This window comes from Streptomyces ovatisporus (genome assembly GCF_042653885.1).
GTDB classification, from domain to species: domain Bacteria; phylum Actinomycetota; class Actinomycetes; order Streptomycetales; family Streptomycetaceae; genus Streptomyces; species Streptomyces ovatisporus.
Map to the genome: position 1 here is coordinate 24783 of NZ_JBHSFH010000008.1, position 12307 is coordinate 37089.

Annotated in this window: 9 protein-coding genes; 5 read left to right on the forward strand and 4 right to left on the reverse strand. The window is 69.0% G+C overall.

The window, feature by feature from the left end; genetic code table 11:
* Window positions 1–71 precede the first annotated feature (71 nt).
* Window positions 72–1154: a mannose-1-phosphate guanylyltransferase gene (gene manB / locus ACFPA8_RS17700; RefSeq protein ID WP_386449577.1), complete on the reverse strand. Its 1083-nt coding sequence runs from the start codon at window positions 1152–1154 to the stop codon at window positions 72–74.
* Between the two features lie 247 nt (window positions 1155–1401).
* The gene (locus tag ACFPA8_RS17705; protein WP_386449579.1) at window positions 1402–2898 is read right to left on the reverse strand and encodes a peptidoglycan recognition protein family protein; all 1497 of its coding nucleotides are present in this window, start codon (window positions 2896–2898) and stop codon (window positions 1402–1404) included.
* 147 nt (window positions 2899–3045) lie between these two features.
* Here ACFPA8_RS17705 and ACFPA8_RS17710 point away from each other — a divergent pair, with 147 nt between their 5' ends.
* From ACFPA8_RS17710 to ACFPA8_RS17725, 4 genes are all read left to right on the forward strand, one after another.
* On the forward strand, window positions 3046–3801 hold the full coding sequence (locus tag ACFPA8_RS17710; RefSeq protein WP_386449581.1) for a TIGR03089 family protein: 756 nt from the start codon (window positions 3046–3048) through the stop codon (window positions 3799–3801).
* Window positions 3802–3986: 185 nt separating this feature from the next.
* Window positions 3987–5348 (forward strand): LCP family protein, encoded by a 1362-nt coding sequence (locus ACFPA8_RS17715; RefSeq protein ID WP_386449582.1) that lies wholly within the window; start codon window positions 3987–3989, stop codon window positions 5346–5348.
* A gap of 124 nt (window positions 5349–5472) precedes the next feature.
* Window positions 5473–7164: an LCP family protein gene (locus ACFPA8_RS17720; protein WP_386449584.1), complete on the forward strand. Its 1692-nt coding sequence runs from the start codon at window positions 5473–5475 to the stop codon at window positions 7162–7164.
* A 216-nt stretch (window positions 7165–7380) separates the two neighbouring features.
* Window positions 7381–8907, forward strand: a complete 1527-nt coding sequence (locus ACFPA8_RS17725; RefSeq protein ID WP_386449586.1) for an LCP family protein — start codon at window positions 7381–7383, stop codon at window positions 8905–8907.
* A gap of 96 nt (window positions 8908–9003) precedes the next feature.
* Here the strand turns inward: ACFPA8_RS17725 and ACFPA8_RS17730 are convergent, their stop codons facing one another.
* The gene (locus ACFPA8_RS17730) at window positions 9004–9984 is read right to left on the reverse strand and encodes a glycosyltransferase family 2 protein (RefSeq protein ID WP_386449594.1); all 981 of its coding nucleotides are present in this window, start codon (window positions 9982–9984) and stop codon (window positions 9004–9006) included.
* Window positions 9985–10151: 167 nt separating this feature from the next.
* Here ACFPA8_RS17730 and ACFPA8_RS17735 point away from each other — a divergent pair, with 167 nt between their 5' ends.
* On the forward strand, window positions 10152–11630 hold the full coding sequence (locus ACFPA8_RS17735) for an LCP family protein (RefSeq protein WP_386449588.1): 1479 nt from the start codon (window positions 10152–10154) through the stop codon (window positions 11628–11630).
* Window positions 11631–11704: 74 nt separating this feature from the next.
* Here ACFPA8_RS17735 and ACFPA8_RS17740 read toward each other — a convergent pair whose 3' ends face one another.
* The gene (locus ACFPA8_RS17740) at window positions 11705–12235 is read right to left on the reverse strand and encodes an acyl-CoA thioesterase (RefSeq protein WP_386449590.1); all 531 of its coding nucleotides are present in this window, start codon (window positions 12233–12235) and stop codon (window positions 11705–11707) included.
* Window positions 12236–12307 lie beyond the last annotated feature (72 nt).

Here is a 12307-nt window from a genome sequence, read left to right on the forward strand (position 1 = left end):
GCGGCCCCGCGGGGCGAAGAACCCTTCAACAGCGCGGTCCCGCCGCACCGCTGAGAACCGGGGTCACCGTGTCACTGGTCGGACGAGAAGCGCACAGCTCCCGCCGGGATGCGCGCCCCGCACCACACGCGGATTCCCTCCCGCAGTTCGTTGTGCTCCCCCACCACCGCTCCGTCACCCACCACGGCGCCGTCGAGCAGCGTGCCCGCGCCGATGCGGGCGCCGGCACCGATGAGTGAGTCCCGTACATCGGCACCGGGTGCGATGACGGCGTCGTCCAGCACAGTCGAACCGTCGACGCGCGCGCCGGCACCGACAGTGGCGCCGGCTCCCACGACAGTGCCACCGGTCAGTTTCGCGTCGGGTGCCACCTGTGCCGTCGCCAGGACGAGTTGATCGCCGCACCTGCCCGGCACTGCCGGCGACGGTGCTCTGCCGAGCACGAGGTCGGCCGATCCGCGGACGAACGCCTCGGGTGTCCCCAGGTCGAGCCAGTAGGTGGAGTCGACCATGCCCTGCAGGTGTGCGCCGTCGGACAGCAGCCCCGGAAAGGTCTCGCGCTCGACGGACACGGGCCGTCCGGCGGGGATGGTGTCGATGACGGAACGGTTGAAGACGTACGCGCCCGCGTTGATCTGGTCGGTGACGATCTCCTCCGGCGTCTGCGGCTTCTCGAGGAACGCGGTGACCCGTCCGCTGTCGTCCGTCGGAACGAGCCCGTAGGCGCGTGGGTCGGCGACGCGTGTGAGATGGAGCGAGACATCGGCGCCCGTGCGGGTGTGGGTGTCGACGAGTGCGCCGATGTCGAGACCGGTGAGGATGTCGCCGTTGAAGATGAGCACCGGGGCGTCGGCCGCCGAGTGCAGCCGCGAGGCGACGTTGCGGATGGCTCCGCCGGTCCCGAGAGGCTCCTTCTCGGTGACGTATTCGAGGTGCAGGCCCAGTTGCGAACCGTCGCCGAAGTACGGCTCGAAGACCTCCGCCAGGTACGAGGTGGCCATCACCACGTGATCGACGCCCGCGGCCCGCGCCCTCGCCAGTTGGTGGGCGAGGAACGGAACGCCGGCCGCCGGAACCATCGGCTTCGGCGTGTTCACGGTCAGCGGGCGCAGCCGGGTGCCTTTGCCTCCGACCAGGAGGATCGCTTCTGTCACCAGTTTTCTTCGCTTCCTGACTGACGGAGGAGGCCTGAGCCGGTGGTCGGCGGCCAGTTTATGCAGGGGGACACACTGCCTGGGCGTGCGCCCGGACGTGCGACTGCCGCGCCGGGCGGAGGAGCGGCGCGGCAGCCGGGCGTTGACGTGCCGGGTGGAACCGAAAGAGCGTCAGGTACCGCGAACCACCGGCAGCGGAACGGACCGCGGCACGGCTCGCGCGGTCAAGGTTCGTGCCGATCGCCGCTCAGCGGCCCTGGAGACGTCCGGCGTCGTTCCGGATGGCGGGCAGTTCGCTGTAGAGCTTCTCGCCGGGGCATTCGGTCACGAAGCCGTCCCGGTGACCTGAGACGGCGTTGAACGAGACCTTCGTCCCCTTCTTGTGCTTGGTGCCGCCGCCCGAGGTCAGCGTCACCTTGCCGCGGGCGTCGACCCCGTGCACGCCGAGCTTCCAGGCGGTGAGTTTGGCGAGAGCTTCGGTGACCGCCTTGGGCGCGGTCTCCTTCGAGTACGTGCCCAGGACCGCGATCCCTGTCGTGTCCGCGTTGAAGCCGAACGTGTGAGCGCCCATCACGGCACGGGCCATGCCGCCCGCACGGCCCTCGTAGATCTTTCCGCACTTGTCGACGAGGAAGTTGTATCCGAGGTCGCGCCAGCGGCTGCTCTTGACGTGGTAGCGGTAGATGCCCCGGATGATGGACGGGACCTGACCGCAGGTGTAGTCGTTCGTCTCCGCCGAGTGGTGCACGAAAGCGGCCTTGATGCTCTTGCTGTAACTGAACTCCTTCTCCCGCATGCTCTCGTCCGCACCCCAGCCCTTGCGGGTGACGATGTCCGGCCGGGGGCCGATGTGGGTGTCCTGCGGACGGTCGCTCCTCGACGAGGTCGCGTCGGCGGCCTCGTCGCCGTAGGTCGCACGGGTCTGGGCCTTCGTCATCGCCGGAAGGACGCCACCGGGACGCTGCTCGTGGCTTCCGGCGGCCTCGTCCGCCGCCCCGCCGCTTGCCTGGCCGCTTGTCTGGCCGCTTGCCTGGCCTGCGCCGGGTTCGGGGTCGCCGCCCTCTCTCTGCTCACGGCCCCCGGCACCGCCCGACGGGGTGCCGGGCCCAGGGTCGACGAGTTCCAGACGGGCGCCACCCGGCAGTTCGGCGTTGCCCTGCTCCTGCCCGTTCGACTGTCCGGTCGTCCTCGTCGGGGTCTTGTGCGGCACGATCCGTACGCGTACCGCGTCGGAGTTCCCGGCCCACAGAGGCGCCGTCGAGCCGAGAGCCCTCTCTCCGGAGCGCCCCTTCGAGCCGGCTTCCGGACTGTGACCGCCATGTGTGTCCAGCGAGCGCCAGGACGACCATCGGCCGCTGCCGGACGCCCGCGTCTGCACCTGAAGCTGCCCGCGGGGCTCGGCTCCGGCGTCCTCCCAGACCACACCCACCAGCGAGAAGGGTTTCACCTTGCGGGAGGCGACGCGCCTTCCCCCTGAAGGGTCGTCCTCCCACGCGGAGAGCAGCTTGTCGCCTGAGCGGGTGCTGTCGGAGGGAGCGCCGAGCGGAAGCGACTGGGTGCTGCCCGGTACTCCTGTTCCGGATTCGGCTCGGACGTCCCGTGCGGCTGGAGGCGCTGCGTCCTCGGCAGGGGCGCTGCGGTCGCCGGGCAGCGTGGAGTCTGCGGATTCGGTGGGCGTGAGCGGAAGCAGCAGCAGGGCTCCCGCGCACGCGACTCCGATCGATGTGACAAGTAGTGCACGCATGGGGCGATCGTGCACATATCCCTATAAATCTGTCTATTCGGACAGTGTTCGGCAGCTGACGCTCTGTCGGAGCTCTGGCCTTGCTTCCGCGAGGGCAGAGCGGCTCCCCCCGCCGTCGCGCTGCGACGCCCCACGTACGCTTGCCGGGTGAGTGCTCCCGTACGCACCGTCGCCGACCTGCTCAGCTCCGCCCTCGCGAAGGACCCGGGCCGGCCCTTGGTGACCTACTACGACGACGCCACCGGCGAACGCGTCGAACTGTCGGTGGCCACCATCGCCAACTGGGTGTCCAAGACGGCGAACCTTCTTCAGGACGACCTGGCAGCCGAGCCCGGAGACCGGCTCGCCCTGCTGATGCCTGCGCACTGGCAGACAGCGGTCTGGCTGCTGGCGGCTTCCTCAACCGGGGTCGTCGTCGATCTGCAGGGCGACCCGTCAGCGGCCGCACTCGTCGTGAGCGGCCCCGAGACCCTGGAAGCCGCCCGCGCATGCCCCGGTGAACGGGTCGCGCTCAGCCTCCGGCCGCTCGGCGCGCGCTTCCCGGAGACGCCCGAGGGGTTCATCGACTATGCGGCCGAGGTTCCCGGACAGGGCGACCAGTTCATGCCGTACGTCCCCGTGGACCCCGACGCGCCCTTTCTGCTCACCCGGGGGGCCGAGGAGCTGACCGATCGGCAGACCGTGCAGCGGGCCGAGGAGGACGCCGGTTCGATGGGGCTCTCCCAAGGGTCCCGGCTGCTGTCGACTCGTCCGTTCGACGACTGGGACGGACTGAGCGCCGGCCTGCTTGCTCCACTCGCGGCGGGCGGCTCGGTGGTCCTCTGCCGCAACGCCGCCCGGCTCGACGACGCGACGCTCCGACGCCGGAGCGAGGAGGAACGCGTCACCCACACCGTCGACTGAACGGTCTGCCGCCCTCGGCGCTCCTGTTCTCTCTTATCGCCTGTGATCAGCAACGATCAGGGGCGAAGGACGATGATCAGCTTTGCGTACAACCCTGCACAGGCTTCGGGTGTCTGCATACGCGGCCGGCGCCCGCCTGTACGCCTCCCCGCACGCGCCGCCGACACATGAGGGATGACGCAGACGTGACCGACCCCGGGACAGACGAGGACAGAGCGACCGCGAACCGAACCGCAGGCACAGCAGGCACCGGCCACCGCGCCGGCCACAGCACCCCGGACCTCCGCAGGCCCCGCACTGCCCCCGGTTGCCGGCCTGGCAGCCGACCCCGCCGCCGATGGCTGCGCTGGGCGGCGCTGAGCACCTCCCTCGCCGTACTGGGCGCGGCAGGCGCCGGCTGGACGCTCTACGAGAAGCTCGACGACAACATCCGTACGGACGTCGGCACGGCGAAGGAGCTCAAGCGCTACGCGGCCGAGCGCCCCGTCGCACCGGCCGGTGAGGCGAAGAACATCCTGCTGCTCGGTTCGGACAGCCGGGACGGCAGCAACAGCGCGTACGGACACGACGAAGGCAGCCCGCGCTCGGACACGGCGATCCTGCTGCACCTGTCAGCCGACCGGCGCCGCGCGACAGGGGTCTCCCTCCCCCGCGACCTGATGGTCGATCTGCCTGCCTGCCGGCAGGCGGACGGCAGCCACATCGAGCCGCAGTTCGCGCAGTTCAACTGGGCGTTCCAGTTCGGCGGTGCCGCGTGTGCCATCCGTACGGTCGAGAAGCTGACAGGAGTGCGCATCGACCATCACCTGGTGGTCGACTTCGCGGGCTTCAAATCCCTCGTCGACACGGTCGGGGGCGTGGACGTGTGCCTTCCCGGTGCCGTGCGGGACCGGGACTCGAAGCTCGATCTACCCGCCGGCCGGCAGACGTTGGGCGGCGAGGACGCCCTGAGCTTCGTCCGGGCGCGGCACGGACTCGGGAACGGCAGCGACACCGACCGCATGCACAGGCAGCAGCAGTTCCTCGGCTCTCTCGTGAAGAAAGTACGCAGCAACGGTGTACTGCTGAATCCCGCAAAGCTGTACCCCGTCGTCCACTCGGCCACCTCCGCACTCACTGCGGACGAGGGCCTGGATTCACTCGGTGAACTGTACGAACTCGTGCGCGGGGCAAGGGATATCCCCGAGGATCAGGTGCGCTTTCTGACGGTGCCCCGGCAGTCCTACTCCCGTGACGGCAATCGCGACGAACTGGTCCAGCCGGCTGCCGGTCAGCTCTTCGCCCAACTGCGCGAAGACCGCCCCGTGCGGGTCGGCGACATCGACGGAAAGACCCAACGGGCAGCCCCCGCCCCCTCCGTAAGGCCCGAGCGTCCTGCGAGGAACCATGCACCGGGCAGTGCCGTCAGATCATCGATGCGCACTGAGGCCGGGCCGCAGGCGCGTCCCGGGGACGACGGGAAGGGGAAGGCCCCGCCGGTCTACCCGGGAACCACAGCAGCACACGACATCTGCACCACCGACGGCGCTGAGAATAGGGTGAATTGACCAGTTCTGAGTTCATGGAATTCGTCACCGCCGTCGCTCCACAGCGAACCGGGCGGATAGTGTGGCCGCTTCGGTCCGCCCCGACAGGGCGACGCCAGGCGGCAAATGGAGGACTTACGCAATCGTGAACGCGCAAGGCCGTGGGCACGCGGGAAATGTCGATCCCGCGGATCAGTGGGTGTTCGACCCGGACACCGGCAGCTACACGCTGCGACTGAACCCCGTTGCCGACGACTCCCGGAGTCAGTACGGCAGCAGCCGCCCCACCGCGCCACGCCAGAGAAGCAACCCCGACCGCGAGGAGGAGGCGCACCTTCCCTCGCAGCGCCGCCGCGGCCGCACGGAGCCCCCGCCGCCGCCCGGCGGGCACCGCACCGGAGGGGGAGGCCGCCGCAAGCGCAGGCCGGGTCCGTCGAAGAAGCAGAAAGTCCTGCGCTGGAGCGCGGGAACATTGGGGCTGATACTGGTCGCGGGTGGAACCGCCGGATACTTCCTGTACGACCACTTCAACGGCAACATCAACAAAATCGACGTCGGCCAGGACAACGCCGCAGTGACCGACGGTCCGGTGAACATACTCGTCCTCGGCACCGACTCCCGTAAGGGCAAGGGCAACGGCGGATACGGCGACGCCGCCAGCGTCGGCCACGCCGACACCACGTTCCTCTTCCACGTGTCCGAGGACCGCAGCAACGCGACCGCGCTCTCCATCCCGCGCGACATGATCACCGACATCCCCGACTGCCCGACGAAGCAGAAAGACGGTTCGACCAAGACCGTCCCGGGCCAGCAGCAAGTACGGTTCAACACCAGCCTCGGCCAGTCCGGCCGCGACCCGGGCTGTACTTGGCGCACGGTCGAGAAGATGACCGGCGTGAAGATCAACCACTTCATGATGGCCGACTTCAACGCGGTCAAGGAGCTGTCCACCGCTGTGGGCGGTGTCGAAGTGTGTGCCGCGAAGGACATCAACGACCCCAAGTCGCACCTCAACCTCAAGGCGGGCAGGCACGTCGTCAAGGGCGAGCAGGCCCTCGCCTTCGTAAGGACCCGCAAGTCGGTCGGCTTCGGCAGCGACCTGAGCCGGATCGAACTGCAGCAGCAGTTCCTCAGCTCGATGATCCGGAAGATGAAGTCCGGGGGGACCCTGACCAACCCCTCGAAGCTGTTCGCCCTGGCCAACGCCGCGACGAAGGCGCTGACCGTCGACACCGGCATCGGCAGCGTGGGGAAGCTGACCGACCTCGCCAAGGACCTTCAGCGGGTGGAGCCCAAGAACATCACCTTCGCCACCGTCCCGGTCGTGGACAACCCTGAGGACCCGGCCACAGTCATACTCGACGAGGCCAAGGCGAACCCGCTGTTCAAGATGGTGCAGGCGGACAAGTCGCTGACGAAGACGGAGAAGGGCTCCAAGGGGAAGGAACCGTCGAAGGCGAAGAAGGTCCCCGCGTCGCAGGTCCGGGTGGACGTGCGCAACGGCGGCGGTCCCGTGGGCGCGGCCCAGGAGACCGTGGACTGGATGCAGAATCAGAAGGGCGTGGGGCTCTCGACCAACGCCGGCAACGCTCCTTCGCAACTGTCCAGGACCCGGCTCGAGTTCGCTCCGGATCAGGCAGGTCAGGCGGCCACTGTCGCAGACATGATGGGGCTGCCGAAGTCGGCGCTGAAGGAGAGCTCAAGCGTCGGCGAAGCCATGCAGCTGACTCTGGGCAAGGACTTCACCAAGGCGGGCGAACCTGTCTCCGCGCCCGAGAAGGCGCCGGACGGCGTTCAGAACGTCAAGGCGAACGACAAGAACATCTGCGCGAAGTGACGTAGAGACCCCCGGGCTCCCGCCAGGGCCCGGGGAACGCACACCGCGTGGGAACGGAAACGGGGAGGTCCCGTGCGGCAGAACGGCACCCGAGGCGGCCGGGAGATGTACAGCGGTGCGCCCGCGGAGCGTGACCGCAGGTGGGACGAGGCTTCGTACGAGGGAGGCCGCCTGCCGCGACAGCGACAGGGGCACGTACAGACAGGCGGCAACGGAATGGACTCCGACGTTTTCGGCGACGACGGAGAGATCCGTCAGCCACGCAGGAAGAGACGGGTGCTGCGCTGGTTCAGCATCTGCCTGTCGCTTCTGATACTCGCGACCGCGGGCGCGGGCTACTTCTACTACGAGCACCTGAACGGAAATCTCAGCAAGGACCTGCTCAACCTCGGCGACAACAGGCTCGACAAGAGCAATCCCAACGCCGCGGGGCAGACCCCCATGAACATTCTGCTGCTGGGCTCGGACTCCAGGTCGTCGAAGAAGAACGTCGAACTCGGCGGCGCCCGCGGCGACCGTGACCGGCCTCCGCTCGCCGACGTCCAGATGCTGCTGCACGTGTCCGCGGACCGCAGCAACATGTCGGTGATCTCGGTGCCGCGGGACACCAAGGCGACGATCCCCAAGTGCACCGACCCGGACAGCGGCGAGGTGTACCAGGAGACCACCGACAAGATCAACAGCAGTCTCCAGCACGGCGGTCCGGGATGCACCGTCGCCACCTGGGAAGAGCTGACCGGCATCCCCATCGACCACTTCATGATGATCGACTTCTCCGGCGTGGTCTCGATGGCCGACGCGGTGGGCGGTGTCCCTGTCTGCGTGGACAAGAACGTCTACGACCCGCAGTCCAAACTCCGGCTGAAGAAGGGCAAGTCGGTGGTCAAGGGCGAGCAGGCCCTGCACTGGCTGCGTACCCGGCACGGCTTCGGCGACGGATCCGACATCGGCCGCGCCCGCGCCCAGCACATGTACATGAACTCGATGGTCCGTCAGCTCAAGGCGGGCACGAAGCTCACCGACCCCGGCAAGATGCGCGGCCTCGCCGAAGCGGCCACCGAGGCGCTCACGGTGGACGAGGGCCTGGGCACCGTCAAGAAGCTCTACGACCTCGGCAACGACCTCAAGCGGGTGCCGACGAAGCGCATCACCATGGCGACGATGCCCTGGCAGTACGCGCCCGGGGGCTACGTGGTGCCCAAGCCGGGCGACGCGGACGACACGTTCTCGCTCGTACGCAACGACATCGCCCTGGACGGACGGGACAAGAAGAAGCAGGCGGACCGCAAGTCGCCGCCTCCCAGCAAGCCTTCCGCCCCCAAGTCGGAGATTCCCGTCCGCGTCATGAACGGGACCGGCAGCGCCCTCCAGGCGCCTGTCTCCGGCCGGGCAGGAGTGATCTCCGAACAGCTGGGCCGCGAGGGCTTCAGCCAGGCCACAGCCGACCAGACGCCCAGGTCGCAGGCGGACACCACTGTCAGCTACCCGCTGGAGAAGAACCGCGGTGACGCGCTCGCGGTCGCCGAGTCCCTCGGACTGCCCGAGAGCGCCGTCAAGCACTCCAGCGGCGTCCAGCAGGTGACGCTCGTGATCGGCGGCGACTGGCGCGACGGGACGACCTATCCGAAGGACGCCGCAGGCTCGGGCGGAAAGAAGAAGAACAAGGCACCGGACAGTGCCGACGCCCTGCGCGGCGACAACGACAAGGCCTGCATGGAGGTCAATCCGTCGTACGTGTGGTGACGCCGGCCCCGCCCGGTCAGGGGGTCCGCGAGCCACAGGTAAGGGGCAGCCACCTTGGTGGCTGCCCCTTACTTCGTTCAAGCGCGCCGCGGCGTCTCACTGCGCCAGCACGGGCTCCCGCCGGGACGCGATGACCTTGCGCGCGAGCTTCCGCGGGCTCGTCAGGAAGCCCCAGCCCCAGGACATGTGCATCGTGGCCAGTGCGACGGGGATCTGCACCCGGCTGCGCCACGGCAGTCCCTTGCCCGCGGGCAGCGATCCGGCAGTGATCGCGGCCAGATAGCCGGCCGGCACGAGGAAGCCCCACGGCACTCCCGCCAGCCCGAGGCCCGTACCCACCGCGATCGCGCTCAGCGCGACCGGCGCCGCGAGATAGCGCAAGTTGATCGACCCGGCGTGGTAGCGCGCGACGACGTGACGCCAACGCCCGTAGTTCTTGTACTGCTTGGCCAGCGCCCGTACGTTCGGCCGCGGCCGGTACGTCACCTTCAGCTCGGGTGAGAACCAGATCCGGCCGCCCGCTCCGCGGATCCGGAAGTTCAGCTCCCAGTCCTGCGCCCGGATGAACTCCTCGTTGTAGCCGCCCTGTTGCTCCAGCACCGGACGCCGGAAGACGCCCAGGTAGACGGTCTCGGCCTCACCGGCCTTGCCGCCGGTGTGGAACGCGGCGTTGCCCACGCCGATCCTGGAAGTCATCGCTGCGGCGACGGCGCGCTCCCAGTCGTTCTCCCCCTCGGCGTGCATGATCCCGCCGACGTTGGCCGCACCCGTCTCCGCCAGCAGCCGCACAGCCGTCGAGATGTACCCCGGCGAGAGCATGCCGTGCCCGTCCACGCGCACCACGACCGGATGTCTGGACGCCTTGATGGCGGCGTTCAGCGCCGCGGGCGTGCGGCCGGTGGGGTTGGGAACCGTGTGCACCCTCGGGTCCTGACGGACCAGCTCCGCCGCGATCTCGTCCGTACGGTCCGTGGAAGGACCGAGAGCGATGACGACCTCAAGTTCGCCGTCGTAGTCCTGCTGGAGAATGTGCTTCACAGAGCTGCGCAGATGCCGTTCCTCGTTGAGAACCGGCATGATCACCGAGACGGCCGGCAGCTCCGCGCTCGTCGAGGAAGTCCTATCAGTCACGCGTTCACGTTACCGCGAACGGGCGTACGGCCCCGCACGCCAGCCGAGTGCAGCAGAACCGCGGAGCGGCGTGTGACCGAGAGCCGCAGATCGTATCCCCCTACGTTATGGCGATGCGCGCGGATGCACACAAAGACGGCCGAAGGCCCCGCTGGGGTGTGCGCCTCGCAACGGCACTCTCCGTACTGGTGCTGGGTGCGAGCGGCGTGGGCCACGTCATGGTCAACGGGCTCAACGGGGACGTGAACAGGCTCGACCCGTTCCACGGCCTGACCGACCGGCCCCGCGACACCGGAGGCGTCAACTTCCTCGTCGTGGGCACCGACCGGCGCGACAAGCTCTCGCACGAGCAGCGGCAGAAGTACCGCCTCGGCGGCGCCGCGTGCGACTGCACGGACACCCTGATGCTCGTGCACCTCTCCGCGGACCACGACCGCGCCAGCGTCGTCAGCCTCCCCCGCGACTCGTACACGAAGCTTCCGGCCCACACCGACGCCGGCACAGGCAAGCGGCATGCCGCGGTGCCCGCGAAGCTCAACTCGGCCTACGCGCACGGCGGGGCGCATCTGACGGTCAGCACCGTCGAAGCCATGACCGGCGTCCACATCGACCACTATCTGGAGGTCGACTTCACCAGCTTCATGCGCACTGTCGACGTACTGGGCGGAGTGCCGGTGTGCACCGAGGAGGCGCTCAGCGACAGCCACTCGGGCCTGAACCTGCCGGCCGGCAGGACGAACCTCGACGGCGGCCGCGCCCTGCAGTACGTGCGGGCCCGGCATCTCGGCGACGGCTCCGACCTGAGCCGGATGAAGCGCCAGCAGCGCTTCCTCGCCTCCGTCATCGAGAAGGCGACCGGCAACGGCGTGCTGATGAACCCCGTGAAACTGAGGGAGGTCTCCTCGGCCGTCCTCGACTCCGTACGCGCGGACGACGGCCTCGGCACGGAGCAGATGCTCGAACTGGGGCGGGCCATGCGGCGCTTCACGACCGAGTCCTCCGAGTTCGCCTCGGTCCCCGTCGAGGACTCCGACTTCACCGTGCCCAAGCTGGGCTCGACAGTGAAGTGGGACGAGCGCAAGGCGAAGAGGCTCTTCGACGCACTGCGCGCGGACCGGCCCCTCACGGAGGAGAAGCCTCACAAGACGGAACGCGCCGACGGCGACGGCGGATCGGAGCAGGCCGGGAAGGCGGCGCGGCCTGCGCTCGTACGCATCCCACCGGGCAGCATCCGCGTGCAGGTGGAGAACGGCACCGACCGCGAGGGACTCGCGCGCGAGGTCGAGGCGAAGCTCGGCGGCACCGGCTTCGACACGACAGGGACGCCCGGCGTGGCGGCCAGGAACGACGTCTCCCGTACGGCCATCGCCTACGACCCGCGCTGGGACCGTTCCGCGAAGACGCTCGCGAAGGCGCTGCCCGGAGCGAAGCTCGTCGAGGAAACCGGTCGCGGTCCGGTGATGCGGGTCACGGTGGGGGAGAAGCACCACACGGTGCGGCGGGTGCGGGTCGGCTCGTCGGCTTCGGGCGCCGAACCGTCCAGGCCCGCGGGTGACGCGGTCAAGGGCGACAAGCAGGTCTCCTGCTCCTGAGCGTGCGCCGCACTGTGGGCCGTACGTCGTGCTCCGTGCTCCGTGCTCCGTCCGCCGCCGCCGTCCGCCGAGGTCTACGGCTTCGGCTCCACGCGCCGCCTGCGGTCCCGCAGTTCCTTGATCTCGCGGCGCCGGGCGAGGCGGTGGGTGCGCCTGATCTGGGCCTCCTGGTAGCGCCGCTTGTCCTGTTCCGACTCCGCGATCACCTGCGGGACGGGGCGCGGCCTGCCGTCCTCGTCGACGGCGGCGAAGACCAGGTACGCGCTGCCGACGTGGGTGGCGGGCGTCGACTCGTTCCAGCGCTCGGCCAGGACCCGTACGCCGACCTCCATGGAGGACCGGCCCGTCCAGTTCACCTGGGCCTTCACGTGAACGAGGTCGCCCACGCGCACCGGCTCCAGGAAGACCATCTCGTCCATCGAGGCCGTCACCGCGGGGCCGCCGGAGTGCCGGCCCGCGACCGCTCCCGCAGCGTCGTCCACCAGCTTCATGATCACTCCGCCGTGGACGGTGCCGAGGAGATTGGTGTCGTTGCCCGACATGATGTGGGAAAGCGTGGTCCGGGAGGCAGATGTGGGCTTGCCCGGCAGGGAGCCCTCCGCCACGTGGGCCTAGTTGTATTGATCACGAGCGTTGTTGACACTCATGGGTCTTGATCATGGCGAAGACCTCCGCTG